The sequence below is a fragment of the Paenibacillus sp. PAMC 26794 genome, assembly GCF_000316035.1.
Classification (GTDB): Bacteria; Bacillota; Bacilli; order Paenibacillales; family Paenibacillaceae; genus Paenibacillus.
In genome coordinates this window covers 112,177-138,923 of sequence record NZ_ANHX01000007.1, presented here as the reverse complement: position 1 = coordinate 138,923, position 26,747 = coordinate 112,177, and the positions used below count along the sequence as shown (strand labels likewise).

The 26,747-nt window shown below is 45.8% G+C and carries 26 protein-coding genes and 1 riboswitch; of the genes, 1 reads left to right on the top strand and 25 read right to left on the bottom strand.

Annotation, left to right across the window (positions count from 1 at the left end; all coding sequences use genetic code 11):
* Positions 1-62: 62 nt before the first annotated feature.
* The 24 genes from ribE (D829_RS0104505) to D829_RS0104385 form a co-directional block, all read right to left on the bottom strand.
* Positions 63-530, bottom strand: coding sequence for a 6,7-dimethyl-8-ribityllumazine synthase (gene ribE, locus D829_RS0104505; protein WP_017687651.1), 468 nt, complete (start codon positions 528-530; stop codon positions 63-65).
* Between the two features lie 103 nt (positions 531-633).
* Positions 634-1,866: a bifunctional 3,4-dihydroxy-2-butanone-4-phosphate synthase/GTP cyclohydrolase II gene (locus D829_RS0104500; protein ID WP_017687650.1), complete on the bottom strand. Its 1,233-nt coding sequence runs from the start codon at positions 1,864-1,866 to the stop codon at positions 634-636.
* 32 nt (positions 1,867-1,898) lie between these two features.
* Positions 1,899-2,567 (bottom strand): riboflavin synthase, encoded by a 669-nt coding sequence (gene ribE / locus D829_RS0104495; RefSeq protein ID WP_017687649.1) that lies wholly within the window; start codon positions 2,565-2,567, stop codon positions 1,899-1,901.
* A 61-nt stretch (positions 2,568-2,628) separates the two neighbouring features.
* Positions 2,629-3,732, bottom strand: coding sequence for a bifunctional diaminohydroxyphosphoribosylaminopyrimidine deaminase/5-amino-6-(5-phosphoribosylamino)uracil reductase RibD (ribD, locus tag D829_RS0104490; RefSeq protein ID WP_026080997.1), 1,104 nt, complete (start codon positions 3,730-3,732; stop codon positions 2,629-2,631).
* 323 nt (positions 3,733-4,055) lie between these two features.
* A riboswitch (FMN riboswitch) is annotated at positions 4,056-4,224 on the bottom strand.
* Positions 4,225-4,392: 168 nt separating this feature from the next.
* Entirely contained in the window at positions 4,393-5,718 is a 1,326-nt protein-coding gene (locus D829_RS0104485; RefSeq protein WP_017687647.1) for a hypothetical protein, read from the bottom strand.
* Between the two features lie 94 nt (positions 5,719-5,812).
* Positions 5,813-6,244, bottom strand: a complete 432-nt coding sequence (locus D829_RS0104480) for a peptidylprolyl isomerase (protein WP_017687646.1) — start codon at positions 6,242-6,244, stop codon at positions 5,813-5,815.
* 239 nt (positions 6,245-6,483) lie between these two features.
* The gene (lysA, locus tag D829_RS0104475; RefSeq protein WP_017687645.1) at positions 6,484-7,815 is read right to left on the bottom strand and encodes a diaminopimelate decarboxylase; all 1,332 of its coding nucleotides are present in this window, start codon (positions 7,813-7,815) and stop codon (positions 6,484-6,486) included.
* A 103-nt stretch (positions 7,816-7,918) separates the two neighbouring features.
* Positions 7,919-9,586, bottom strand: a complete 1,668-nt coding sequence (locus D829_RS0104470; protein WP_017687644.1) for a spore germination protein — start codon at positions 9,584-9,586, stop codon at positions 7,919-7,921.
* A gap of 24 nt (positions 9,587-9,610) precedes the next feature.
* On the bottom strand, positions 9,611-10,039 hold the full coding sequence (locus tag D829_RS0104465) for a stage V sporulation protein AB (RefSeq protein ID WP_026080996.1): 429 nt from the start codon (positions 10,037-10,039) through the stop codon (positions 9,611-9,613).
* Complete coding sequence (locus D829_RS0104460) at positions 10,020-10,676, bottom strand: stage V sporulation protein AA (protein ID WP_017687642.1); 657 nt, start codon at positions 10,674-10,676, stop codon at positions 10,020-10,022. The genes D829_RS0104465 and D829_RS0104460 overlap by 20 nt, the downstream gene beginning before the upstream one ends.
* A gap of 737 nt (positions 10,677-11,413) precedes the next feature.
* A complete protein-coding gene (locus D829_RS0104455) occupies positions 11,414-11,788 on the bottom strand; it encodes a hypothetical protein (RefSeq protein ID WP_017687641.1) in 375 nt (124 codons plus the stop codon).
* 268 nt (positions 11,789-12,056) lie between these two features.
* Positions 12,057-13,190, bottom strand: coding sequence for a DNA cytosine methyltransferase (locus tag D829_RS30390; RefSeq protein WP_017687640.1), 1,134 nt, complete (start codon positions 13,188-13,190; stop codon positions 12,057-12,059).
* A 120-nt stretch (positions 13,191-13,310) separates the two neighbouring features.
* Positions 13,311-14,861 carry an AlwI family type II restriction endonuclease gene (locus D829_RS0104445; RefSeq protein ID WP_017687639.1) on the bottom strand — a complete coding sequence of 517 codons (1,551 nt, stop codon included), beginning with the start codon at positions 14,859-14,861 and terminating at the stop codon, positions 13,311-13,313.
* Positions 14,862-16,306: 1,445 nt separating this feature from the next.
* Positions 16,307-17,062, bottom strand: coding sequence for an RNA polymerase sporulation sigma factor SigF (sigF, locus tag D829_RS0104440; RefSeq protein WP_017687638.1), 756 nt, complete (start codon positions 17,060-17,062; stop codon positions 16,307-16,309).
* Between the two features lie 14 nt (positions 17,063-17,076).
* Positions 17,077-17,532, bottom strand: coding sequence for an anti-sigma F factor (gene spoIIAB / locus D829_RS0104435; protein ID WP_017687637.1), 456 nt, complete (start codon positions 17,530-17,532; stop codon positions 17,077-17,079).
* Positions 17,529-17,882, bottom strand: a complete 354-nt coding sequence (spoIIAA, locus tag D829_RS0104430; protein WP_017687636.1) for an anti-sigma F factor antagonist — start codon at positions 17,880-17,882, stop codon at positions 17,529-17,531. The genes spoIIAB and spoIIAA overlap by 4 nt, the downstream gene beginning before the upstream one ends.
* 144 nt (positions 17,883-18,026) lie before the next feature.
* A complete protein-coding gene (locus D829_RS0104425; RefSeq protein WP_241230734.1) occupies positions 18,027-19,148 on the bottom strand; it encodes a D-alanyl-D-alanine carboxypeptidase family protein in 1,122 nt (373 codons plus the stop codon).
* Positions 19,149-19,450: 302 nt separating this feature from the next.
* Positions 19,451-20,275 carry a purine-nucleoside phosphorylase gene (locus tag D829_RS0104420; protein ID WP_017687634.1) on the bottom strand — a complete coding sequence of 275 codons (825 nt, stop codon included), beginning with the start codon at positions 20,273-20,275 and terminating at the stop codon, positions 19,451-19,453.
* A 129-nt stretch (positions 20,276-20,404) separates the two neighbouring features.
* A complete protein-coding gene (locus D829_RS0104415) occupies positions 20,405-21,295 on the bottom strand; it encodes a tyrosine recombinase (RefSeq protein WP_017687633.1) in 891 nt (296 codons plus the stop codon).
* Positions 21,296-21,370: 75 nt separating this feature from the next.
* On the bottom strand, positions 21,371-21,613 hold the full coding sequence (locus D829_RS0104410) for a DUF4227 family protein (RefSeq protein WP_017687632.1): 243 nt from the start codon (positions 21,611-21,613) through the stop codon (positions 21,371-21,373).
* Between the two features lie 158 nt (positions 21,614-21,771).
* Complete coding sequence (locus tag D829_RS0104400) at positions 21,772-22,239, bottom strand: Fur family transcriptional regulator (protein WP_017687630.1); 468 nt, start codon at positions 22,237-22,239, stop codon at positions 21,772-21,774.
* A 107-nt stretch (positions 22,240-22,346) separates the two neighbouring features.
* Positions 22,347-22,976, bottom strand: a complete 630-nt coding sequence (gene spoIIM, locus D829_RS0104395) for a stage II sporulation protein M (protein ID WP_017687629.1) — start codon at positions 22,974-22,976, stop codon at positions 22,347-22,349.
* 174 nt (positions 22,977-23,150) lie between these two features.
* Positions 23,151-24,371 (bottom strand): endonuclease Q family protein, encoded by a 1,221-nt coding sequence (locus D829_RS0104390; RefSeq protein WP_017687628.1) that lies wholly within the window; start codon positions 24,369-24,371, stop codon positions 23,151-23,153.
* Between the two features lie 2 nt (positions 24,372-24,373).
* Positions 24,374-24,967, bottom strand: coding sequence for an NUDIX hydrolase (locus D829_RS0104385; protein WP_017687627.1), 594 nt, complete (start codon positions 24,965-24,967; stop codon positions 24,374-24,376).
* A gap of 310 nt (positions 24,968-25,277) precedes the next feature.
* Here D829_RS0104385 and mciZ point away from each other — a divergent pair, with 310 nt between their 5' ends.
* Positions 25,278-25,412, top strand: a complete 135-nt coding sequence (mciZ, locus tag D829_RS32800; protein ID WP_017687626.1) for a Z-ring formation inhibitor MciZ — start codon at positions 25,278-25,280, stop codon at positions 25,410-25,412.
* 144 nt (positions 25,413-25,556) lie between these two features.
* Here the strand turns inward: mciZ and D829_RS0104375 are convergent, their stop codons facing one another.
* Positions 25,557-26,690 carry a M20/M25/M40 family metallo-hydrolase gene (locus D829_RS0104375; RefSeq protein ID WP_017687625.1) on the bottom strand — a complete coding sequence of 378 codons (1,134 nt, stop codon included), beginning with the start codon at positions 26,688-26,690 and terminating at the stop codon, positions 25,557-25,559.
* Positions 26,691-26,747 lie beyond the last annotated feature (57 nt).

The window sequence follows — 26,747 nt, the reverse complement described above, 5'->3', positions numbered from 1 at the left end:
CCGTCCGAATCCGGTTTCCCGTGTTCGTCTGCGCAAAGCAGGGCACTACTATTAAATAAGCACTATTTTAGCTGTTTCGTCAAGTTTGCCATCTCAATTGCCGCCGTAGCTGCATCCCAACCTTTGTTCCCCGCCTTGGTTCCGGCACGTTCAATCGCTTGTTCAATATTTTCTGTCGTAACCAATCCGAAGATTGTAGGCACGCCGGTTTTCAGGTTAATTGCTGCTACCCCTTTAGCCATCTCGTTGCACACATAATCGTAATGCGTAGTTGATCCACGAATAACGGTTCCCAGGGTAATCACCGCATCATATTTGCCGCTCTCCGCCATTTTCTGCGCAATCAAAGGGATTTCGAACGCACCTGGAACCCAGGCTACATCCACTTCATCATCCTGCACGCCGTGACGTTTGAATGCATCGAGCGCTGCGCTAAGCAATTTACTGGTGATGAATTCGTTGAAACGTCCAACGACAACTCCATATCTGGATCCTTCTGATACTAAATGTCCTTCAAAAAATTGTGGCATTCAAGTCATCTCCCTAACGGTATAATATAATGTAAGTAACGTAAATTCCTAAGTAATCACTTCCATAAATTACATGGTGAAAGTGTGTTCATCTAAAACACATTTACTCTTCGTTCTGCTCGATATCATCGAACTTGAGCATATGCCCCAGCTTGGCTTGCTTGGTATGAAGATACACCGTATTGTCCTCGTTCTCTTCCATCTGGATCGCAACACGCTCTACAACTTCAAGTCCATATCCTTCAAGACCCTTAATTTTACGAGGGTTGTTAGTTAGCAGTCTGATCTGACGAACCCCAAGGTCTTTCAGAATTTGGGCACCAATCCCGTAATCACGCAAGTCGGCAGCAAAGCCCAGCTTCAGGTTTGCATCCACCGTATCCAGACCTTCTTCTTGCAGCTTGTAGGCTTTGAGTTTGTTGATCAGCCCAATGCCCCGACCTTCCTGTCTCATATATAGCAGTACGCCATTGCCTTCCTCATGGATCTGTTTGAGTGCCGCATCAAACTGCGGACCACAGTCACAACGGTGCGAATGGAACACATCGCCTGTCAAACATTCAGAGTGTACACGTACCAGTACGGGTTTGGAACCATCAATCTCACCTTTGACCAGAGCCACATGCTCCTTGTTGTCCACAGCGTTTGTATAGGCCACCGCTTGGAACTCACCAAAGTCTGTTGGCATGCGTACAGCCACTTCGCGTTGAACCAGTTGCTCTTTTTCGTTACGGTAACGAATCATATCCTGAATGCTGATCAGCTTCAGATCATGCTTGCGAGCAATCTCCTGCAGATCCGGAAGTCTGGCCATCGTGCCATCTTCCTTAATCACTTCACAGATAACGCCTGCGGGATACGAACCGCACATGATGGCAAGATCTACAGCCGCTTCCGTATGTCCGGCACGTCGAAGCACACCGCCGTCTTTTGCAATCAGCGGGAACATGTGACCAGGCTTACGGAAGTCCCCGGCTTTCGCCTCAGGATCGATCAGACCTTTCACGGTAATAGAGCGTTCATGTGCCGAAATACCTGTTGTCGTATCTTTGTGGTCCACAGAAACGGTGAAGGCTGTTCCATGGAAATCCGTATTTTGTTGAACCATGGGTTTCAGGTTAAGTTCGTCCGCACGTTGTTGTGTAATCGGAACACAGACCAGACCTCTACCTTCAGTAATCATGAAATTAATGACTTCAGGTGTCGCCTTTTCGGCCAAAGCGATAAAATCGCCTTCATTCTCCCGATCTTCATCATCCACAACAATGACGGGTTTACCACGCATGAGATCATATATGGCTTCTTCTATTGTGTCCAGAATGGATTGTTCTGACATTAGTCCACCTCCAGTTTATTTCTGTTCTCTATTTATGCAAATCCGTGATTGGAGAGAAAATCTTCACTGATACTGCGCGGCTTGCCAGCACCCGTCTCCTGATGTCCTCTCCCATACTGGAGCAGATGATCCACATATTTCCCCAAAATATCGCATTCGATATTAATGGTATCCCCTGTCTTTTTCACATTTAGTACAGTCTCACCAATGGTATGCGGGATAATGGAAACCGTGAATGCGATATCCGACGTATGGACAACGGTCAAGCTAATGCCATCCAATGTAACCGATCCTTTAGGGATCAGGTATTTGAACAACTGGTGATCATCAGGCTTGATCTCAAACACAATTGCATTCTGATCACGTGTTATACTGCCAATCACGCCAGTACCATCGACATGGCCCTGAACGATATGTCCGCCAAAACGACCGCCTGATTGCATGGCCCGTTCCAGATTAACTTTACTTCCAGATTGCAGCTGACTGAGATTGGTATGGCGATACGTTTCAGGCATTACATCAGCGGTAAACCCTCCACCTTCGAGCGTTGTCGCAGTTAAGCACACGCCGTTTACTGCTACACTATCACCAATCTTCAGATCGTCCATGATGGCGGAAGCTCCGATATTCAGGACCATCGCTTCGCCTTTCCGACCAATACGCCGGATCTGACCGACTTCTTCCACCAAACCGGTAAACATGCTGCCGCCTCCCTTTTTCAAGTTATAAAAAACTTAACTTTTTACTTTAAAATCCATTTATTTATTCAGGCCACACCGGAATACCGCCAATGCTGATATTATCTCCAACTTGCTCGATCTCCAACTGATTCAATTGAATCGCCTGATTCATACGTTCCACACCCTCGAAGCGGAAGCTTCCAGGTGTATCATAACCGCCTACAATCTTCGGAGCGATAAACATGAGCAGTCGATCAACCAACCGTGCCTCCAGCATGGCTCCATTCAAGGTGCCTCCACCTTCAAGCAAAATCGAACCTATATCACGCTCACCCAACTTGCTAAGTCCGCTTAACAGATCCACACGTGGTCCAGGACCACAGCGTATAATCTCGACGCCGTAAGCTTCCAAACGTTCAGCAACTTCAGGACTGGCTTCGTCTGTTGTCAGCACCCATGTTGGAGCAAGACCATCTTTAACCATTTTGGCACCTACGGGAAGACGTAACTTGGAATCAACTACAATGCGCACTGGACTAATGCCTTCGACTTGCAAACGGGTTGTAAGCTCCGGATTATCGGCAATCACCGTGTCGACGCCAACCATGATTCCCTGGTGACGATGACGAAGGGCATGCACAATCTCACGAGCGGGCTCGTTAGAGATCCACTTGCTGTCTCCGCTGCGCGTAGCAATTTTGCCATCCAAAGTAGTAGCCGTCTTCAGTGTCACAAAAGGTAGACCCGTTGTAATAAATTTAATGAATTTTTCATTCATGCGTCTTCCACGCTCACGCAGTACGCCAACTTCAACTTCAATGCCTTGTTGACGAAGCATGCTTATGCCCCTGCCGGATACTTGCGGATTTGGATCTTCACAACATACCACAACACGTTTCACCTTTTCATGAATCAGGCGTTCACTACAAGGTGGCGTCTTGCCATAATGACTACAAGGCTCAAGTGTAACGTATACCGTGCTTCCTTCTGCATCACTGCCTGCCATGTTAAGTGCATGCACCTCTGCATGACCGGTTCCACGTTTCAGATGGCTCCCCAGGCCTACAATACGACCTTCTTTCACAACTACACATCCAACGACCGGATTGATCCCCGTCTGTCCCTGTGCTCGTTCCGCCATATCCAATGCCAGTGCCATATAAAATTCATCATTGATCATTTCCAAATCCGTTCACCCCGCGGTTTAAAGTCTTGTTTATTAAAAAATCCCCGTCGAACAATCAGTTCGATGGGGATGATGAGAGACAAATGTCAACAGCAGGAGTGAAATGGATACAGCACGCCAACACTTTGCCCAAAACTTCATTTCGGGCAAGTGAAAATAGACACATACCTTAATGAACATCAATCACAGGTAAAGAGCTTTTATAGTGCGGCATATGTATGGAACTGTCCGGCGTAACCGGATCTTCCCTGCACAGTGCAAGACATCACAAATCGTGACTGTGCAGCAATACTCCTGCTGAATGCAAACCTGTTAGGTCTGCACCTCTCCTTCTCCCATCCAGACTATACTGTCGGTTCTGGAATTACACCAGATCAGCCATCTGCCAATGGCAGACAGGTCACGGACTTTGCATCAAGTGCTGGACACATAGGTCCTTACACTTCCTGCATCACCGCCGGTAGGGAATTGCACCCTGCCCTGAAGGATTGCTTTCGTTATTACTTGGATGTTAGCACTTTAATGCCAAAAAATCAATTGTTTTTTGTTCCTTTTTGTCACATGCTAACTTTTAATAAGCTAAGAAACAACAAAAAACCGCTTCCTCTCAAGGAGGCACGGTTTTGGTTTGGGGACACATTTCACATCCATCGTATCATTCTACATATCAGGAAAACACCAGCTCGCCATATGCTTTAATTCTTTGGCATTATGGAATGGAGTGCGATCAGGTTCTTGCAGGGGCGAAGCTGGAAGCGGGAACTCTCTTGCCACCCTTCTGACCCAACTTGTGGAATCGATCGCAATAGCCGAGCATTTCCAGCGTCCATTCGCTCTCGGTCGAAACGTCCCATGCAAATCTGCTTTTCCCGGCATCTCTGGAAAGACACCATCCAGATATTCGACGATGACGCGCTTGTCTCTGACTTCATGACAATACACCGTCACCCATACACCTTCTCGGACCCGAACAGCATACACATCTCCAGACTGTACTTCCCCGGTACCTGCATCAGGAGATGCCTTTGGTACTTTTCCACGAACACTTCTCTTTTTCTCCAATGCACCTAATATCGTGTCCTTTACAGCTGGACTCTCATCAGGCTTATCCGTAAGAGATATATTACTCAGATCAAAATCATGAAATATCTTGTTCAGGTTGTTCTCATTAATTCCGACAGATGAGTCCCACCACGCCAGAGGGGCCTGCACTTCAACCCGCACATTGGGGCGTGCGTCACGCTGCATGTAAGAGGTGAATCCCGTGATCATTCCAGGATGTTCCGGCGTATCCAATATGCCAATCAGAGCTAACGTCTCAAGCAAATCACGGTAGGCATATTCCTTCTGTGTAGGCAAAAGACGTTCCTTCTTGAGCGCTACTGCTGCCTTGCTGTAACGTGTTTTGGGAGGTAATTCGTGCAACACCGTTAACACCGCACGGAATGTCCAGCGGTCGTACTCATTGGGTATTGGAAGCTCCTGCGCGGTAGCCAGCTCTCGAAGTGCCAACACATATCCAAAAGGATCACCGTCCAACGGGGTTCCATTGGTCATCCGCCAATACCATTGTAGCGTTGTGTCGGTTGCTTGATCTACACTTAATCCGCAGATCTTACAAGTGTTCGAAGATGGATATGGCGTATGTTCATGGCTTGGCATACTGCTCGCAATAAGCTTGCCCGTAAGCAACGAACGCCAGATCATGGGTGCTGACCACAAAGAGGATACAAAGGCCTGCGCTGCATCATTGATCGTCCATTGATTCGCAACTTTTTTCAGCTCAGTAATCGTTTCATCATGTTGCGGACGTACAAAGCGATTCGGTTCATGCCCGGCTGCCTCAAGCGCTTCTCGATCCTTTACGGATAGACTATCCGGAACGACATGGCGCGATGCCTGCAATTCTTCATCCCACAACGTGCGCTCACTATAAATTTGTTTTAACAAGCTTAGCTGAGTAACCATATCCAAGGTTTTATTCATCCTTTCTAATCACCGATTTCAAGTATGTAAAAAATAAAAAAAGTGCTTCTATAAAAGAAGCACTTCATGTTTGGATCCAGTTAAGGTGAAGGTATTAAGCTTCTACAACTTCAACAGTTTCCATTTTGTCTTTACCTTCTAAAGCGTCCACGAACTCCATACCTTTAGTTACTTTACCAAATACAGTATGTTGTCCATCCAAATGTGGTTGTGGTTGGTAGCAGATGTAGAACTGGCTTCCACCTGTGTTACGGCCAGCATGTGCCATAGCAAGTGTTCCGCGCTCATGTTTGTTCGGGTTAATTTCACAGTTGATTGTGTAACCTGGGCCACCTGCACCGCTACCGTTAGGGCATCCGCCTTGAGCTACAAAGCCCGGAATAACGCGGTGGAATGTAAGACCATTGTAGAAACCGGAGTTAGCCAGTTTCTCAAAGTTTGCTACTGTGTTTGGAGCTTCTTGATCGAACAGATCGATCAGAACTTCTCCGCCGTTTGCCAATTTAATTTTCGCTTGTTTCGCCATATGTAAATGACTCCTTTCGTATTGACCATCGTTAATGGTGCCAGAACGCATGACCCTGGGCCAAGCATTACAGCACTTTTCTTAGTGTACACCGAAAATGTCTGGATCGCAAAAAAAACGGCAACTTTTTTCATGATTTAGCTTAAATACGCAAAAAACAGACGAAAAAGGAAGTTCCCTTTTCATCTGCAAAATCCCTATATCTTGAATAATGCAGAAACGCATTATCTTTTGACGAATTAGCGAGTTACTGGCTGTTTTCCAATGCGCGCTGGTACCAGGTCATTCTGGATGATATCTTGATACGTCTCACGGCGTACCACGACATCTCCTTGACCGTCTTTGACAAATACAACAGCCGGACGACGAATCCGGTTGTAGTTGCTTGCCATGGAGTAGTTATACGCGCCTGTACAAGCTACAGCGAGCAGATCGCCACTTTCCACTTTGGGCAAGTCCAGATCCCAGATCAGCATATCGCCACTCTCGCAGCATTTACCAGCAACAGATACTGTTTCCTGAGCAGCCTCATTCGCACGGTTGGCAAGCACAGCTTCATACTTGGACTCATACAAAGCAGGACGTGGGTTATCGGTCATACCACCATCAACGGCAACGTATTTACGCACGCCTGGAATGTCTTTGCTAGTTCCAACGGTATACAGCGTTGTTCCCGCTTCACCCACGATGCTGCGGCCTGGTTCAACCCAGATCTCAGGTACGGCATAGCCGATTTGGGCAAAATGATTTTTAACTGCGTCTGTAATAGCCTTCACGTATTGCGCAACTTCAAGTGGCGTATCTCCGTCGATATAACGGATTCCGAATCCACCACCAAGGTTAACCACTTTGAAAGCAACATTAAGACGCTCATATACACTTGCTGCAAATTCAGCAACACGTTGAACAGCCATCTGGAAACCCTCAACTTCAAAGATCTGGGACCCGATGTGGGAATGTACACCGAGCAATACCAGGTTAGACTGCTTGGAAGCCAAGTCAATCGCTTCAAATGCTGTACCATTGCCAATATCAAATCCAAATTTGGAATCCGTCTGACCAGTGGAAATATATTCATGCGTATGTGCCTCAACACCAGGCGTCACACGAAGCAAAATGTTTACTTTACGATTTTTGTCCGCTGCTACAGCCTGCAACAGATGCAATTCATTGAAGTTATCAACAACAAAACATCCAATCTCTGCATCAAGAGCCATTTCGATCTCTTCCAGCGTTTTGTTGTTACCGTGGAAGTGAATGCGCTCAGCCGGGAATCCTGCTTGCAGTGCAGTAAACAGTTCACCATCAGATACAACATCCAGGGAAAGTCCTTCTTCAGCTGCAAGGGCACACATCGCCATTACACAGAATGCTTTACTTGCGTATGCAACTTGGAAGCCCAATCCGGAAGCACGGAATGCTTCCATATATTCTCTGCAACGCTCGCGAACCAATTGCTCGTCCACAACGTACAGGGGAGTTCCAAATTGTTCTTTCAGATCTGTTGCATCAACTCCGCCAATCTCCAGATGTCCTTGCGCATTTATTTTACTTGTACCATGTAAATACATAATCTGCATTCCTCACTTTTTATATACTGGAACAATTGATATTCCAATGATTTTACACCAGTATATCAAATTAGGCAGCGAGATGAATGGATTTTTCGGAAGATCATTTGTGTTTTTTACTTTTTTGCAGTTCCCCGTCCGGATCATCGGACATTTTGGTGTTGTCACGGGTTTTATTGAATGATGGACGTTTTTTATTTTCCAGCAGCGGAAGCCGGAATAAAAAGTTGCCCAAGGCCTTTGCATTAAACGGTATAAAAGGCCAGAGATACGAAGAATTATACGACCGGTGAACGGTGAGCGCCAATATGAGTAATGTACAGCCCACGACCAACCCCGGAACCTTGAATATCGCAACAGCGACTAGCAGAACCAGCCTGACCAGCCTATTGGCGAGACCCAACTCGTAACTCGGCGTGGCAAACATACCGATGGCTGCGATGGCCATATAGAGCACAACCTCATTGACAAAGTATCCTGTTTTCACCGCGATATCCCCGACTAGAATGGCCGCGATTAAGCCCATAGCTGATGCCAGAGGTGTAGGCGTATGAACCGCTGCCATCCGTAATAAATCGACGCCCAGTTCGATCAGTAGAAACTGTAGAATCAGCGGTAACTTTACATTTTCCTGCGGACCAATGAAATCAAGTCCCATCGGTTTAATCGAAGGGTCAATAACCATCAGAAGCCATAGTGGTAGCAAAAACAACGATATGAGAATCCCTGCAAAACGTACCCATCGTAAATACGTTCCCATCAAGGCGGTCTGTCTGTTCTCCTCCGCATGTTCACACAGGTCGAAGAAGGTCGTAGGCAGAATCATCACACTCGGGGAAGTGTCTACGAAAATGACAACTCGCCCTTCCAGCAAATGAGAAGCTGTAACATCCGGTCGTTCGGAGTATCGAACGAGTGGGAACGGATTCCAACCCTTGTTGATAATCGCTTCCTCCAACTGCTTGTCGGCTGCGGGAATACCATCGATATCCACTCGCTGAATTTTTTCACGGACCGAATCCACCTGCACTTTATCCACAATATCATCAATGTACACCACGCAGACATCCGTTTGGGTTCTCCGCCCCACCTGCATGATCTCAAACTTCAGCCCAGGGTCGCGTATTCTGCGACGGACCAAGGTTACATTGGTTAGGAGCGTTTCGGTAAAGCCGTCTCTCGAACCCCGAACTACCCTTTCCAATGAAGGTTCTTCCGGTGAACGAACCGGATAACTCCGGGTATCCATAATTAAGACCGAGCGGTCCCCTTCAACGAACATTGCACTCATCCCGGTAAGAACCTTGTTGATGACCGCACTCATCTTCTCGACTTTTTCCACCTGAATATGGGGAATATAACATTCGAAATAGGATTTGAGCGCGTGTCCGGATACGTCATCCGGCGTGAGATAGGTCAGTCTTTTCAACACTTCAAGCAAAATCTCATCCTTGGCGAAGCCCGTGATCATCAGCAATCCAACATGCTTGCCACCCAGAACCATTTCCCTCATATTCACGTCGAACGATTCTCCAAGCCCCAGTACCTGTTGCAGTGTATATCTATTCTCACTCATGCGTGGGGAGATATCATCGTTTTCCTGCCAATATTGTACGGATTCCTCAATGCTGTCGGACATCTCATTTTGTTTTTTCTTATTGTACGCCTTCTCCTCTTCTTCCTTCTGAATCTCATAAGCAGACTTGTGTAACATCTCTTCCGTTATACCTTCACTATTTTCCTGGCCTGTGTGCTCCGTTCGTTCATCCATCTTCCATCCTCCTATGGCCACGAGTTACCGCTGATATATAAAAAAATCAAACAGGGAACCTGTCATTTTGCCCAAAATCATGGCGAGCAGTAATCCAAACAAATAAGGTTTCATGCCCAATCGTTTGGCTAATACGGGCAGTACATTGAGTACCTCAGTGAGCGCCGCGGCCAGCAGACCGATGAACACGCCACAGAACAAACCAACAATCGGGCTGAGCAACAGCACCCCATGCATTTTCCAGTGCCAGAAGTCCGCCACCGTCCCGAGCAGTGAACCACCTATTAGCGCCCCTTCGTACCAGTGAGTCTTGTCATACGATTGCGTAAGTTGAGCCAACCTGGGAATCATATCGAGCACCAGAATGAGCGCAATTACGCCGCTCCCTACGGCAATTCCCCCTGCAATACCCAATACAATGCTGATTGCTCCATTAAGAACGCTCATCCGCATTCATCTCCCTGCGTTCCTGCTCGTGCATCCGTTCACTTTCTTCAATCACCACATATTTATCTACATTTTGCTGGTATAGGAACATCTCTACTTCCAGCGGGGTAGGTTCCTCATTCCACTTTTTCTTGAACAAATGATTAAAAAATACTGCCATTCCGAATCCAATGCCAATGGAATACGCCACTTGGAACAGATAGGGATGTTCGTCCCGATGCCCAGTAAGCATCTCCACAATACGAATCTGTACTTCCTGCATGTTCACATCGGCATGAAAATTCATAATGGTTAAGGCCGATCCGAAGAACAGCAGCAGCCAAACCAATATGAACAGAGACTTGGAAGGTTGACCATTTCCCGCAATGACTTCAACCAACGTATGGCCTGATCCTATCAGTTCCACACTTACCTCCGGCAAGATGTGCCGAATTTGGGGAATAATCTGCAATATATCAATGAGGATCAGATTGCCATCCTCTGGTCCAGGGCTTAGCAGTTCAAGCTCCAATAGCCTGCCCTCTTGGTCTTCTGAAGAGGTCAGTACATGTGCAATGTCTCCAAGCTTGACTGCTCTGCCCCTCTGGATGCGAATACGGCTGCGCAGACGAATATAGACCATTGGAGTGGGTGTCTGGGACATCCAAAGCACTCCTTTACTGCGTAATTTAGGTTAGTATTTGAAGAATGTGCAAATTTATTACAAACGGGTTGGAAAAGATCGTGAGGTGGTGGGGACGCTGCGGGATGGATCGGTCATTGGTCGCTGTTATCCCCGGATTTCTTGAACTCTCCTTTTCAAGGAGGAAATCCGGTGCTAAAGGCGAACGCTTCGCTCCTTTTGACCGATTCCATCCCTCCGCTACCTACTGTCCTCCCGTTTCCAAACGTTTGAAATAAATATGCTGGAGGAGTAGGCAGGAAGGGAATTAAAAGTTGGGTCTTGGCTTCGCTGAAGCAAAATTCCATGAATTATGAAGTGATTTTCTATGCATATCAAAAACAAAAAAAACAGGTGACCTAGTATTTCCAGGTCAACCCGTTGGACGCAAACGCTTGTATATCGTATGAAGATTTTTCTTTTTTAATAATTTCGACTTGCTTCAGCCAATCTATTTATTTTGCTTGCTACACACCCAGATCATTAGATGTCGGCATGTCTGGATATAGTTCATGCAGATATTAGGTAGAATTTTGGCGACTCTTCGTTAGATGCAGGTGCTACATCTGAATGAAATCAGTTTTACTGCTCCCAATTAACACTAGGTATGGATACTTCATCGTGAACCGCAAAAAAAATATCTTCTACAACATTTGGTTTCAGACGACGATAAGACTACTCTTAGTCAGTCACATGATAAGATATGTTATCATTCTACATTACAGCTTTGTGAATAACACGTCTTTTGGTGTTATGAAATCAACCTGAATTATGTCACCAGGTTTCGCGTTAATATGTTGGAACCAATATCCAAATAACTTTAAGTTTCCACTACCTTGGAATTGCTTTGCAAACTCTAAATTATCTCCAGCTGAACCAGATGCTCTAACTTGTGTAGAAAAAAATCCATCACTAGTTGTTCCGTTAAATATGGTACCAGTGGAAATAGTGCACACTCTAGCCTGTGAGAGTGGGATTTGAACATATGCTTCGTATTTACTTCTTTTATTAGACTTCCTTGAATTCCCAAGAGTTCCCCAACGAAGATGCGCTGCTTTTAATGTCACCTTAAATCGGTCTCCTGCTACTGGCATATAATTCCCTCCAATATTTGTGTCTAAAAAAAAATTAAATCTCAGTCCTAAATGTATCCATAAATTTAATTCGACATGGAGTTTGTTTTTCCTCCAAATGCATTTAGAATTTTGTCGTATTACATACATGACAAATTAGTCTGTGCTCTGTTACATTTAGTGACATCAAGATTAGTTTCTTTGTCCTTAGGGTTTGGGAACATCAAATTGAGAAGGTGCAGTGCATTTAACATAAAGCAAAAGGGCGGAATTAATCCCGCCCACCTGATTACTTTACAACATATCCTATTGATTCTTCCCTAACTCTGTTCTTTACCAAGGTTATCTCTTCTTTTGTGTTGTCGAATGTCCATTTCGCCTCTATAGAATTATAAGGAACCCTAGCAAATGTCTTCAAAATAGCTTCAACTATTACTTTTGCGCCCATTGGCGGAACAGCCATCCCGATCTGTTTCCTAACTGCTTCTTTCCCACCTAAAAATTCATACTTGTCAGGGAAAGTTTGTAATCTAGCCCGTTCTCTGTTTGTTAAAGCTCTTGGAACTGCATAATGATACATATGTGTCCCACCACCGCCGCTACCTGTTACTGTATAGGCAGGTTTATCTGGATGTAGTCGTTTGTAAATTTGACTAATTTTAGTCTTCTTAACGTTCAATCTCAGATGTTCAGGTAATCCGTCATACCAAGCATTTTCTCCTGGTGGAATATGCGTTAGCATCTCAATGACTTTACTTTGATGATTAGTATATTCTTGATTTGTAGCATTGGCTGGGATTGGAGGATCTTCAAGAGCATGTTTAGAAGTTCTATAGTTTCCAGGTCCATGTGTAGGTTTAGGCACTCTAAATTGAAGCCCTAAATCTTTTCTGATGCCAACAATTATAATTCTCTGTCTTGCTTGGGGAACGCCATATTCGTGAAACTTGTATAAATGAGGTGTAATGTTATAACCAGCCTGCTCCAAGTCAGATAGTATCTTAATGAAGGCTTCGCCTTCGTTCGCACTTTCAAGACCTCCAACATTTTCAGCAATGAACCAGAGCGGTCTGTGAATATTCAGCACTTTAACTCCATAAGTGTACAATGGTCCAAAATCTCCATTAAATCCCTTCTTCTCTCCGACATTACTGTAATCATTACAAGGAAAGCCAAACGAAAAAGCATCGATCGGCGGCAAGGATTCAATGTCTAGTGCTCTGACATCCCCTTCAATAACTGATTCGGGATTATCAGGACAAATATTGTGCCTGAATGTCTCACACGCAGCAGGATCATAATCATTCGCCCATCTATGTTGCACTCTGAAGAGCTCACCTGTTGGACTAATTACTTCAGCTGATTGTGCCCCCAGTGATAACCCACCCGGGCCGCTGAACAACTCTCCTTTATTGAAGATCATAATATCAACTCCATTCTTACAAAATACAAAAAAACGAACATTAGTTCTATTCTACTACAGAATTATCGTAAAAGCAGCATCAAAATTTGGATATGCTTGGATTGTTGAAAAAAGCTGGTTTTACAGAGAATGAATATCCTGTATTGTGATACGTCTGTTGGCTCTAAATAAAGCCTTCAGGAGATTGTGGTCAATGACACTATTCTGATGCTTTTGGAGAATCTTAATCATATCCGAGGCTTTAATAGCACTTCCTGCAACTCCACTTGTCATGGCAATTCTAGCAATTTGATTATCAATTGTATTAATAAATCCTCCTGCTATATACATAAAGAAAGCTAAATCACCATGAGAACTTTGATAGGTTGGTATATAGTTTTGTTCCATACGATTACGATGATCATTCGATATGGAATAAGCTGAATAAGCTTTGTTATCTATTATACCAGAATAACAAAGGGGTGACTCTATCAAGACATCCGGATGTCTTGGTGACGCTCCAACGTGCCGTGTTGAAAATCCAAGTTGCTTAAACAAATCTACGGTTGCAAGCTCGAAATCAAGCGCTTTTTCTCTACTACTGAAGGCCATATCAACATAGCTAGCCTCAAAAATTCCAAGTGTGTCTGCTGACCAGCCTGATAATCCACTCTCAACAGCACTCACTGTAAGTCCCGTTGCTAGTGATATTTCACGGATAATGTCTGGAGTAATAGCTGAAACAGGCCTTGTACCTGCGATATACAACATCTGATTCCTTACTAGCCTTTGAACGTACATTGCAGTATTAAATGATTGACTTCCAAATGAACGATTATCCCTCATTTTCCCAGGTGGAAGACCAAATCTTCTTTGGAAAACCTCTTCATTCTCATGATCCTTTATTAGCCCTCTATCTTCACTAAGAAGAGTAACAACACTAGGCAATTGATCTTCAGGAATATATATTGGCGAACTTGGAGTATCTCGTACTATAAGCTGTGTGTAATCGAGATAATTGATCAAGGTATTTGCATTATCTTCGAGTCGCTTCAAGGTTTGTTCCAATGTTTGAACCCCTGTTGTACTGCTCGGATACATGTTTGCAAATTCTGATGGTAAAATTGCATTGCCATGGTTCCTGAAAGCCAATACTTTAGATACAATATACTCATAGCATTTATCTGACTCATTCTCTGCTTCTGTAATTACCACTCTTGCAAGTTCTTGTTTAGATAATGTTCCAATCCTTGAGTCTAATAACAATTTTAGTATGAAGCGAAACGGTCTAATCTTAAACCTAGCATGGACATTCACTCGTTGTCGTGTAGAGTAAGGAGATGGATATTGATACTTCAGCAATTGATTCGTCATAATGGGAACTGGCGGTTCACCATCCAGTAGTGCCTCTCCAGACATTGTTAGACGTAGGATCCCAGAGCCATTTTCTTTGTAAATTAAACCGAGAGAATTCAACCAACTTTCATAGGTACGAGCTCCACCTGCTCTTTGATCCCTACGTGATCCAGATCGCTTAAGTCCAGCTCTCTCCAGTTCCAGTTCAAAGTTTAGCTGTCTTTGAACATCCGAAGTCCAAGATTCCCCTAGTGTCAGAAGAGAAAATACAGAAAGTGTATCAATAATCGGAATTAGTTTGCGATTAGGTCTGCTAAGCATCCAATTGTTAATCATAAATATCTCCCATCAGTTTTTTTATATCTCTTACGATTAATGCTTTGCCGAAATTTCAAGATTAAGAATTTTTTTCACAGGACAGATTATAATATGAAGCTCGACATCTACTGGAAATAAATAAAAAGAGCCCATTGTCTGACTCATGTAGAATGAAAGTGCTCACATATCTCATTCATACAAGGGGAATCCAGCATGGGTACACATATTTTAGCATAATTGAACGTAGTAGGCTAGAATTCCTCTATCAGCATGTCAACGTTCACGCCCTATTGCAAAAGAACTAGAAAGGTAACCATCAACTATTTGTCGTGAATTGCTGGGACACAATCCTATCAGATAGAACAAGTCTAGAGCGCTTATTAGGAATGTCGTAAAGCCTCCGTCTCACTTGGAAAATCGTCCGGTATGTTGGTTGCTCATTTTGAGAGAAGCTTTAGGTGACGAGGTCCACTGAACAAATTAGCGAACGCTTCCGAGCTTATAGCCTGCCACGATCTCTTTCAAAATAGACCATCTACATCGGATCTACAATGACGGTTCGCTGAGTACATATTACAGGTGTTCCAGCAAAAAAGGTAAACGTCAAAAATCCGCAGATACACCTAGTAATTGACTATCGGCCAAACGATTTCAAATTGCGAAAGAAGTTTGTTCTCGTGAAACACTGGGAACTAGATACCGTCGTGTCTGGTCATCGAAAAGTAAAAGATGCTTTGAACAAAAGCCCCGTCCATACATGCCATTATCATGCCAGATCGCACCCCATTATCCATAGAAATTGTACTCATACAGCCATTTCACATTAATTTAAAGACACCTTACTTACAGCTAGGGCTGACAGAGGAAAGGAGTTTTCTGGTTATACAAACGCAGACACCCCCATCGTCTGTAAGTCTATTTTGCCGATCGCATTCTACCTTGCAACGCGGTTTGAGCAAAATGGGAACGGGTTACTACCAGAATTTCAACCAAGGATACGGGTTCCCACTCAAGTACAGGATGAAATCTCGCCCATTCACCCTATTTAATTTATCAAGACCACGAATAGACTTGAACCGGATATCCTCTGACGAATCTTTCACAAATGAACTGTAACACTTGAATTTGACAATTTATATACTCATAAATATTCCTTAACTGTTAAAATATAAGTTATCATTAAGCTCTTCTAAAAGATTAGTGGTTGACACTGAAGATAGATCAATGTTCTAGATTACTAGACTGGTAGTAACGGCCTTTCAAAGATTCGATGAAAAATCAGCTCATAGTCAACCACTAATTATGGTTTTGAGCCATCATTAAAACTTTTATTTTCCTTGAAAATACTTCAACTACATGACCTAAACAACAAATAACCTCCCTCGCCATAATGCGCGATAGAAGGTTGTTAGTTGTCGTATATTGGTGTATATGCGCCAATATTGTTGGTGCAACCCATGAAATCACTGCGCGATCTGGTCGCGGATGGATTGCAGTATTTTTTTCTCCAGACGTGATACCTGTACCTGAGATATTCCCAGCCTGCTGGCAACCTCGGACTGGGTCTGATCCCGGTAATACCTAAGATAAACGATTAACCGCTCCCGCTCGCTGAGACCACCGATGGCTTCGTTCAGGGCCAGCTTGTCAAACCAACGTTCCTGAGACTCGTCGGCAATCTGATCCATTAACGTAATGGGATCACCGTCATTCTCAAATACCGTCTCATGGATGGAGGTCGGTGGTTTGTTCGCTTCCTGGGCAAATACGACTTCCTCCGGGGTTACCCCCAGCTCTGCGGCAACTTCCTTAATCGTTGGTAAACGATCCAGATGTTTGGACAGTTCGTCCCTTTTTTTGCGGACTTTATTCGCCATCTCTTTCAGTGAACGACTGACCTTCAGGGTACCGTCATCCCGCAGGAATCGCTGGATTTCTCCAATGATCATCGGTACCGCGTAGGTTGAGAACTTCACGTCATAACTGAGATCGAATTTGTCTACTGACTTGAGCAGACCGATACAACCAATCTGGAACAGATCTTCCGGATCATATCCCCTGTTCATAAAACGCTGTACGACGGACCAGACGAGTCTGATGTTGCAGTTCACCAGCGTATCCCGTGAGACATGGTCACCCGACTGACTGAGCGCAATCAGCCGCTTGACCTCGGCATCGTCCAAATAGGTCTGTGAAGATCGTTTCACTTCAGCATCCATAAGAACACCAACCCCTAATTATACAATGCTTTCTTGGATTCAATCCTTTTTTTCATCTTGATGGAGGTGCCTCTGCCGGGCTCACTGCTGACTTCGAATTCATCCATAAAGTTTTCCATAATGGTGAAGCCCATGCCCGACCGCTCAAGTTCGGGTTTGGACGTATATAGCGGCTGCTTGGCCAGTTCAAGATCTTCGATTCCTTCACCGCGGTCTTCCACGATAATCGTGATCATGTCTTCCCTAATCTCGGCCTGGATGGACACCACACCTTCGGAGTTGTTGTTGTATCCGTGGATGATGCTGTTGGTCACGGCTTCCGAAATGACCGTTTTCAGGTCACTGAGCTCGTCCATCGTTGGATCAAGCTGGGAGATAAACGCAGCAACGGTTACCCGTGCAAACGACTCATTCTCTGACTTGGCCGCGAATTGCAGATTCATGAAATTTGTCCCTGTTCTTTCATTCATGAGACGACCTCCAGACCTGAGAGAGCAGTTCCCTCATTTTCGTATATCGGCATAATCTTGAACAGACCCGACATTTCCAGCAAACGGTACACTGGCGAATTGACGTCACAGACCACCATCTTGCCACCTTTATTCTTAATGAGCTTGTATCTTCCCAAAATGACACCCAGACCTGAACTGTCCATAAATTGCAGATCTTTCAGGCTGAGTACGAGATGCTCGCTTTGTCTCCGCTGGATGGCTTCATCCATTTGCATCCGTACCATGTCAGCTGTATGGTGATCCAGCTCCCCGGATAATCGTACAATCAGAATCCCGCGATGGTGTTCCATTTCCACATGCAAGTTCACGTTTGCTCACTCTCCTCCCTGTCTTAGAACAAGGATTTCTACGCTTCCGAAAGCTTTTCCTGCCCCCCGACAAAACTAGAAGAAAACCCCTATTTAACTACAAAATATGTTCGAAGGATACGTGCAACTCGCAGAAATCGCCGTTTAGTCAAACAGGTTGGACGTTGTCCGCTTAAACAGCTTCCACCAGCCAGCCTTATTCACATCCTGCGGAGCCTGAATGTCGAACTCCTTAATCACGTCATTGCCCTGGTACACCACAAGTTTACCAATACTTTGCCCGGCTTTGATCGGAGCTTTCAATTCTTTGGCGACCAGCAATTCATGCCGGATGTCATTGGATTTGGCTCCTTTGCGCATCAGCACACTATAATTTTGCGTGGCATTCAGAGGCAATTCGGCAACTTCACCTTTTTCGATCTTCAGACTGCCCAGCAGATCCCCTGCCTTGTAGAGAGCCTTCATCGTATATTGGCTAAAGGCATAGTCAAACATCGAAGACACCTCACTGTTCCGTGTTTTGGTATTCGGTTCACCGAGTACCACGGAAACGACACGCAGTCCATCTTTGGACGCTGTTGCGGACAAGCAGAATTTCGCTTCGGATGTGTAACCTGTTTTCAAACCGTCTGCCCCTTGATAAAAACGAACCAGCTTGTTCGTGTTCACCAGCCAGAATGGCTTTTCCGTATCTTTGCGAAGGTAATCCTGATATGCACCGGTGTACTTCGTAATCCCGGAATGCTTCAGTAGTTCACGGCTCATGACGGCAATGTCATGGGCGGAAGAATAATGATTATCGACCGGGAGGCCGTTACAGTTGGCAAAATGAGTATCCTTCATGCCAAGCTCCTTCGCACGCTCATTCATCAGCTGTACAAAGGCTTCTTCCGAGCCAGCGATCTTCTCAGCCATAGCTACCGAGGCATCATTGCCCGAAGCCATCGCGATCCCTTTTAACATATCGTCGACCGTCATTTCTTCCCCAGGCTCCAGGAAGATCTGCGAACCGCCCATGGAAGCTGCGTATTCGCTCGTTCTTACTTTGTCCGTCAGCTTCAGCTTGCCTGAGTCGATCGCTTCGATCGTAAGCAGCATGGTCATAATCTTTGTAATGCTCGCCGGAGGCAGTTGATCATGACTGTTTTTCTCATAAATAACCGTTCCCGTGTCTGCATCCATCAAGATCGCAGAGCGCGCCGACGGGGCCAGATCAGTTCCTCCCGCTGCCTTCGGTGTTTCTTCAGCCAATGCTGTTGATGCCATAAGGGACAGCAGGATACATAGGGTCATGAACGATGCCATTATTCTTTTCTTCACAAGGTTACCTCCTCAAATGACTTGCTTACTGCATGTTCCATGCATGTACTGCTAATCATTGTCGGCCCGTTTCCAGTAAATTATTCCATGTAAAGCATGATTTCCCGAACTTTTATTGAAAATGTGGTCAAAGCAAAAAAAACGCACTGCACTCAACGAATGAGTAACCGTACATTCAACACAACAAAAAAGGTTACCCCCCGATGATTTCTCATCCAAAGAGGTAACCTTCTCTACTCAAATCTTGCTTACATTTGTGGAATAACTGCCACTACCAGCGCCAGGAACGACTCACGCACACGTTCCGTCGTCTCCATAACCTCATCATGTGACAGCGGCTGGTCCAGAATTCCGGCAGCCATGTTGCTGATACAGGAAATACCGAGCACTTCCAGGCCTGCATGGCGTGCCACGATTACTTCAGATACAGTGGACATGCCCACTGCGTCTGAGCCCAATGTACGCAGCATTCTGATCTCTGCCGGTGTCTCGTAGTTCGGACCGAGCATACCTGCGTATACCCCTTCACGTACGTTAAAACCTTGTGATGCAGCCGTATCCTTCGCCAGTGCGCGCAAACGGCGGCTATATGCTTCGGACAGATCCGGGAAACGCACGCCCAGTGCAGCGTCATTTGGTCCGATCAGTGGATTTTTGCCTGTGAGATTTAAGTGATCAGAGATCAGCATCAAGTCTCCAGCTTCATACGACGTATTCACACCACCCGCAGCATTGGTTACAAGAAGGCTACTTACACCCAGTTCTTTCATAACCCGTACTGGGAAAGCTGTCAATTCCGGACCATATCCTTCGTACATGTGGAAACGGCCTTTCATCATCACGACTGGACGACCTTTGATGGTTCCGACCAATAGTTCACCTTCATGTCCTTCTACTGTGGACACTGGAAAATGCGGAATATCCTGATAAGCGATACTTACGCCATCTTCAATCAGTTCTGCCAGTACGCCAAGACCTGAACCCAAAATCAAACCGACTTCCGGCTTGATGGAGCTTTTGCTTTGAATATAAGATGCTGCTTCCGAAATCATTTGTTGGTTTAATGCTGTCATGCGATGTATGTTCCTCCTTGAGTTGAAACGATCCGTCTTATGTATAACGGCGTTTGGATGTATTCAATTTATTTTATCCTAAATCGGCCCAATGTTCCGCATTTATTTGTGAATGCCATGCGTCAAAATCTATCTTGCCCTCGGATGATGGGTTTCATAGATTTCTTTCATGGTTTTGCGACCATGATTGCCATATTGTTGTCCAGGCTGCTCCACGTGACCCAGCATGTCTTGAACCGCACGTGTATCCGCCCCGTTGGCAATCAGGTGTGCTGCAAAGGAATGACGCAGCGTATGCGGCGTAATTTCTTCCGAGATTCCTGCATCCACCGCCGCTTTTTTGAGCAGCTTCCAGAAGCCCTGCCGGGTTAAACGTCTACCAGATACATTCACGAATAGTGCCTGCTCGTCCGAATCGGTTTTGAGCAACTTGTTGCGGAATTCCTCCACATATACACTTGCCCAATGTGCTGCTGGTGCACCGATGGGAAGGATGCGTTCCTTGCCCGCCCCACCGCATCGTATAAAACGCATGCCTGGCTGTACATCCCGAATGTCAAGGGCAATCAGTTCCGAGACCCTAATGCCTGTAGCATATAACAGTTCAAGCATCGCTCGATCTCTCACACCCTGCGGTGAACGAGTATCAGGCGCTGTCAGCAGTTGTTCGATCTCCTGGATACTTAACACCTGTGGTGGCGTCTTGTCCGCCTTGGGAGCTTCCACATCAAACGTAGGGTCCTGTATAATATCACCCCGCCGCATCAAAAAATGAAAGTAGGAGCGCAGAGATACGATGCTGCGGGCAATGGTTGCATTGGCACGTCCTGCCTGTTTGAGCTGACCTGCAAACAGGACGACATGAGTGCGTCTGACCTGATTGGCTTCGCGTATGCCATATTCCTTATCTGCAAATTCAATGAACTTGTCCACGTCTCGGAGATATGATTCAAGTGTGCTGCTCGACATCCCTTTATCATCTTCCAAGTATAAGGCATAGGCGTGTATCGTCTGTTTCATGTACAACGCTCCTCAACTGACAGATCTACCGCATTGGCAGACTGCTCCCGTATTTGCATCCCTGGCTGTTCGAAGCTACTCCCCGTACCAATAGAACAGACGGAGACGCTCTGCCATCGTAGGACGTCCTTCCCCATTACCCGGCCAATCCGTTTCCTGAAATACTTTGATTGCATTGCCAGTTGGCATCTGATACTGATCCACAGGTGAGATCCAGCCATTGAACAGATCCAGAACATGATAGAACAGATAAACTAATGCGGCAAAAAATATAATAAATCGAATAAAACGGAGCCCTCTCCGCACTGATATAATCATGGGCGCGTCCCCTCCTGATTCGAATCCGGTATTGTCCTTGAATCAGGGTATGTCCATAAACACAGGTTTATGCCATTCGGGAGAAACTCCAGATCATGTCCGGTGCCAAAAAAGCTCTCCCGTCAAAACCGCCGGTGAGAGCTTGAAGATATGCTATGTTATTCTTCATCTTTGGGTTTCTCTTCATTTTTAGCTTTGCAACGATAACAAATTCCATGAAAGTCCAGTCGGTGATCTACTACCGAAAAGTTGAATTCCCGCTCCAAACGCTCTTCAAGCGGTCCAAGCCAGTCTTCACGTATTTCATCCATACTTCCGCATTGAACACAGATTAAGTGATGATGGTGATGCTTGGATGTATCTCCGCGCAGATCATAACGCGCTACACCGTCGCCGAAGTTGATTTTCTCTACAACATGCAGCTCACTCAGCAGTTCGAGGGTACGGTACACGGTTGCCAGACCGATTTCGGGAGCCTTTTCTTTAACGAGCATGAATACGTCTTCTGCGCTCAGATGATCTTCTTCATTCTCAAGAAGTACTCTTAAGGTGGCTTCCCGCTGGGGCGTTAATTTATATCCTTGGGACTGTAGTTGCTGCTTAATTTTATCAATCCGTGCTTCCATTTTCTCCCTCCCCCTAGGAAATCACTGCACACTGCAACTTAACCCACTCTTTTCATTATAGGGGGAGTGCGTAATTAAAGTCAACATTTTACACTATACGGTGCACGTTAGGCCGGTAGTAGCATTGGCGTGACCCAGCGCATCATCGCAGGTGTAACCCATGTTTCAAAAGACGCCACGCCGAGCAGCAGTGCAGCCATGACCAAAGTTAATACTATATATGAAGCAAAAGGCCTTTGACGACCCGGTGTTCGCTGCATCAAAACACGATTGCGAATGATGTATAACGAGAACGTCATCGCCGCCACACTGCAGATCAGAAGGATCGGAATGACAAATAAATTATGCGGCGCCACGGAAACCAGTGCAAACAGCAGCCCTTTCCAGGAATACTGCCCAACAAGGTACCCCACTGTGAATCCAATGAGTACACCTTTCAGAAAATCCAGAACCAGTATACCGGGTAGTCCAACGACGGATAAACCCAGAATAAAGATCAGACCCACCCATTTCAGATGGAGCATGGCAATGTCCCAATATGCCCCGGTCTCTGTTACCTGTGCACTGTGCTGCACGGTCATGAAGAAATTGCCGAGATAACCCTCCAGATCCTGACGTTGCTCAAGAGACAATGCGTTCACCATGAGCGCGCCAAAAATGACGCCGACCAGAAACAAGACGGCCACGAATACATATAACGAAGTCTGACCTTTAAATGTAAAGTAGGAAGAGCGCATACAGGTACGAGTCCCCTTTCCGGTATCATGCTGCAAGGATTCTCAGTTACATCCTCATAGTCATTCTTATGAACCGGAATGCACCTGTATGACTTCTTGTCCAGATTGGACCTCTGTAAAGCGAAAGCTATATGAGTTGAACCTCAGAATATTACTACAGAATATTTACACTGGTCACTCCGAGGCTCTTTCCTGAACAGCAACTTTTCCGTACGTGCCGCCACCTCCGGAGGATAGCTCCAGTTGTCCGTTCCGTGCAGACACGATCAGGCCTGCTAGCACAGGTCCAACAACCGCAGCAAGCTCTTCCTCAAGCGTGCGATGAAGTACGTTCATTTCTGTACCAAAATGGTCCAGTAGCTGGCGCAGTTTGGCTTTTCCAAGTCCGGGAATGAACTCCAGTGGTACCTGATAATGATAGGCTGGTCTGTTTGCAGGAACATGAGGACTCTCTCGATCAGAGATTGCCAGGATGCGATCCAGCACCCCCTGAACCAGCTTCAGACTGCCACAGTGAGGGCAGCGCTCTGCTGACATCGCCTGCTCGTCCATGATGCTGCCACATGCTGCACAGTATGTACGGTGGTATTTGCCCAGCCTTGGATTCAGTCCATAATTGGCAGCAATCTTCCTGCCGGCTTCTCCTTGAAGTGCCATACGGAATTCATCAAAAGAAGGGGCAGCCACTTGCAGTTCATTATACTCCCGTCCAATCTTACCGAGTGAATGAGCATCCGAATTGGTTAGAAACGGTACATGATCCAATTCCCGAATATAACTGGCCATGGATGAGTCCGAGCTTAACCCCAGCTCTACCGCATCCACAAGGCAGGTATCCAGTACATCGCCCATACGGGGTGCAGTACTGCCATAGATGCCTTTATGCGGTGTAAACACATGTGCAGGCACAATAAGCCCACCACGTGCCTTAATCTCTGCTTGCATCTCTAGAGCGGGCACGTATACCCGCTGAGAACTGAGATTCACATTTTTCATATAACGTTTCATCCAGTCCGTGAAGGACTTCATCGTTTTCAGATCACGGAAGTACGCCAGCATATGGAACTCACGCATTCCAGGCTCACGCAGTTCAATCTCTGTACCCAGAAGAATGGTGGTGTCCTGATAGGCAATGCCGCCTCCCTCAATCTCGGACATGGTACCACTCTCCAGCAATTGTTCAATATCCATCTGTACAACCGGAGAATGACAATCAATAACACCAAGCAAATGAATTCCTTTACGTTCCGAAGCTTCCCGGGCAATATTCTCAAATGTCAGATCCCGACTGCCACTAATTTTAACAGCCTCGCCGCGAGACGTTCGTCCGATGTGAATATGCAGGTCTGTGTAACAGGGCTCCCACGTCGTGCACGTTTCCAGTTCGTCTTGCATCCTTAGAACCGTCCTGTCGTTCTGTAGAGGTCCCACGCGTACACAGCCATCATCGTTTTGGCATCACTAATCCGGTTCTCGTCCATGAGTGCGTAGGCTTCCTCCAGTGTGATCTCGGATACTTCGAGGAATTCATCCTCGTCCAGTTCCATGTCTCCGGCTTCCAGCTCTTCGGCGATGTAGAGATGAATGATCTCATCTGCGAACCCCGGTGACGTGTAGAACGAACGCAAATGACGCAGCGACTTGGCTACATATCCCGTCTCTTCTCGCAATTCACGTGCAGCAGCAGCTTCCGGCTCTTCTCCCGGGTCCAGTTTCCCCGCAGGAATCTCCACTTCGGTGCGTCCCATTGCCTGACGATACTGATCCACTACAAGCATACGATCCCCTTTCAGAGCGAGGACAGCTACCGCTCCAGGGTGCCGGATAATCTCACGTGTAGCTGTCTGGCCGTTCGGGAGCTTAACCGTATCGACCTGAAGTGAAATGACTTTTCCCTCGAAGATTGGCTTGGTGGATACGGTCACTTCATCCAGCTTCGGATTGGCAGGTTGGGCTGCATGGATGGATTGGGCAGATTGGTTTGGTTTCATTTGTTCTTCAACTCCATATCGTAGGATTATATATAAATGGACTAAAGATATTTACACTAACCACTCCAATGACAGAACAACCCTTCGATCGCTGTTATCCCCAGATTTTTTTGATTTCTTTAACTAATAGATAAAATTTGGTGATAAAGGCGAACGCTCCGCTTCTCTTGGTTATTTCTGTCCTCTCCGTTCTTGTGTAAAGGATTAGCTCAATTTATATATTCGGTTAATGTATATATCTCTGATTTTGGGCATATGGTGAGCGTATAGAATTCTCACAGCAAATATAAACGAATCAGGGGGACTTTCGATGAATAGTTATATGACGCCTCAATCCGTACACGTGGTAGGACAAGCCCGGCAAGTACAGCTCATACTCAAACAATGGTTGCGCGAGTGGGGCCCGGATGCCAAGTTAATCGATCTGCTCGCTGGACGTAAATGAATGGGTAATCGATCCATTGTTTCATTTTTGACCCTAAATTAACTCCCATGAAATATAACATGAATTCGCAAAAAGTCCGAATCCGATACAGACCGGGTTCGGACTTTTGTCTACGAACTGCATATTAGGTACATGTGCTCTATATTATTTCTTGTCAGCTGCCGTTTCCTGAATAATAGCTACGACTACCTGAGACAACTTCACAATATCTTCGGCACGAATACGTTCTTTGGTTGTATGAATATCCTCATATCCTACCGCCAGATTCACTGTTGGAATGTCGAATCCGTTAAAGATATTGGCATCACTGCCACCACCGGAAGCAAACGTACTTGTCTCCAGCCCAATACTGCGGATGGCACGCTGTGCAAGCTGTACAACTTCATGTTCATCATGGAAACCAAATGCGGGATACAGGATCTCACTTCTGAATTCAGCTGTTGCACCGTATTTGCGACATGTCGTTTCCAACGCGTCACGCATCTGTGCAACCTGCAATTCAACTTTTTCCTGCACAATACTGCGAGCTTCCGCTTCAAGCTGTACAAAGTCACACACCACGTTGAGTGCTGATCCACCCTGGAATTTACCAATGTTCGCTGTCGTCTCATCATCAATTCTGCCCAGTGTCATCGCAGCAATCGCTTTGGCTGCTACCTGAATGGCGCTGATCCCGTCTTCCGGATTCACACCCGCATGGGCAGACTTACCATAGATGCTCATTTGAATTTCAGCTCTGGCCGGTGCAGCTACACAGATCGTGCCTACAGCTCCATTAGAATCCAGCGCATAACCGAACTCGGCATCGATATCCTTCGGATTCATGGCACGTGCGCCCACCAGGCCAGACTCTTCGCCGACCGTAATGACGAATTGAATTTTACCATGTGGAATTTTGTTTTCCTGGATCACACGAATCGCTTCGAACAATGCCGCAATCCCTGCTTTGTCATCTGCTCCCAGGATCGTTGTTCCATCACTGCGAATCCAGCCATCTTCACCCAGTTCAGGCTTGATTCCCTGTCCCGGCGTCACGGTGTCCATATGACATGTGAAAAAGATCGGTGCAACCCCTTCAGTTCCTTCGGCTTCCCAGGTAATGACGAGGTTTCCGGCGCCATGTCCGGTTTGCTCCAAGGTATCATCCTCATAGACATGAAGACCGAGATCTGCAAACTGTTCTTTTAACACCTTCGAGATGTTCTGTTCATTTTTCGTTTCACTATCAATCTGCACCAGTTCCATGAACTGATCGATAACACGTTGTTGTTTAATCATAGGACTTTCCTCCCTCTCGTGGATACGGTACAATACAATTACTATGGCTTGTTTACT

Bases quoted from the DNA above. Each gene is read 5' to 3' on its own strand.
- spoIIAB (WP_017687637.1), bottom strand. From the start codon at position 17,532: ATGAATGAAAGAACAGGGACAAATTTCATGAATCTGCAATTCGCGGCC.
- D829_RS0104425 (WP_241230734.1), bottom strand. From the start codon at position 19,148: ATGGCATCAACAGCATTGGCTGAAGAAACACCGAAGGCAGCGGGAGGA.
- mciZ (WP_017687626.1), top strand. From the start codon at position 25,278: ATGAATAGTTATATGACGCCTCAATCCGTACACGTGGTAGGACAAGCC.
- sigF (WP_017687638.1), bottom strand. From the start codon at position 17,062: ATGGATGCTGAAGTGAAACGATCTTCACAGACCTATTTGGACGATGCC.
- D829_RS0104480 (WP_017687646.1), bottom strand. From the start codon at position 6,244: ATGGCGAAACAAGCGAAAATTAAATTGGCAAACGGCGGAGAAGTTCTG.
- ribE (WP_017687651.1), bottom strand. From the start codon at position 530: ATGCCACAATTTTTTGAAGGACATTTAGTATCAGAAGGATCCAGATAT.
- D829_RS0104420 (WP_017687634.1), bottom strand. From the start codon at position 20,275: ATGACAGCATTAAACCAACAAATGATTTCGGAAGCAGCATCTTATATT.
- D829_RS0104385 (WP_017687627.1), bottom strand. From the start codon at position 24,967: ATGAAACCAAACCAATCTGCCCAATCCATCCATGCAGCCCAACCTGCC.
- D829_RS0104390 (WP_017687628.1), bottom strand. From the start codon at position 24,371: ATGCAAGACGAACTGGAAACGTGCACGACGTGGGAGCCCTGTTACACA.
- D829_RS30390 (WP_017687640.1), bottom strand. From the start codon at position 13,190: ATGATCTTCAATAAAGGAGAGTTGTTCAGCGGCCCGGGTGGGTTATCA.
- D829_RS0104460 (WP_017687642.1), bottom strand. From the start codon at position 10,676: ATGTCCCAGACACCCACTCCAATGGTCTATATTCGTCTGCGCAGCCGT.
- D829_RS0104500 (WP_017687650.1), bottom strand. From the start codon at position 1,866: ATGTCAGAACAATCCATTCTGGACACAATAGAAGAAGCCATATATGAT.
- D829_RS0104410 (WP_017687632.1), bottom strand. From the start codon at position 21,613: ATGATTATATCAGTGCGGAGAGGGCTCCGTTTTATTCGATTTATTATA.
- D829_RS0104445 (WP_017687639.1), bottom strand. From the start codon at position 14,861: ATGATTAACAATTGGATGCTTAGCAGACCTAATCGCAAACTAATTCCG.
- D829_RS0104375 (WP_017687625.1), bottom strand. From the start codon at position 26,690: ATGATTAAACAACAACGTGTTATCGATCAGTTCATGGAACTGGTGCAG.
- D829_RS0104455 (WP_017687641.1), bottom strand. From the start codon at position 11,788: ATGCCAGTAGCAGGAGACCGATTTAAGGTGACATTAAAAGCAGCGCAT.
- lysA (WP_017687645.1), bottom strand. From the start codon at position 7,815: ATGTATTTACATGGTACAAGTAAAATAAATGCGCAAGGACATCTGGAG.
- ribE (WP_017687649.1), bottom strand. From the start codon at position 2,567: ATGTTTACCGGTTTGGTGGAAGAAGTCGGTCAGATCCGGCGTATTGGT.
- D829_RS0104465 (WP_026080996.1), bottom strand. From the start codon at position 10,039: ATGCGGATGAGCGTTCTTAATGGAGCAATCAGCATTGTATTGGGTATT.
- D829_RS0104485 (WP_017687647.1), bottom strand. From the start codon at position 5,718: ATGAATAAAACCTTGGATATGGTTACTCAGCTAAGCTTGTTAAAACAA.
- D829_RS0104415 (WP_017687633.1), bottom strand. From the start codon at position 21,295: ATGAAACAGACGATACACGCCTATGCCTTATACTTGGAAGATGATAAA.
- spoIIM (WP_017687629.1), bottom strand. From the start codon at position 22,976: ATGCGCTCTTCCTACTTTACATTTAAAGGTCAGACTTCGTTATATGTA.
- D829_RS0104400 (WP_017687630.1), bottom strand. From the start codon at position 22,239: ATGGAAGCACGGATTGATAAAATTAAGCAGCAACTACAGTCCCAAGGA.
- D829_RS0104470 (WP_017687644.1), bottom strand. From the start codon at position 9,586: ATGGATGAACGAACGGAGCACACAGGCCAGGAAAATAGTGAAGGTATA.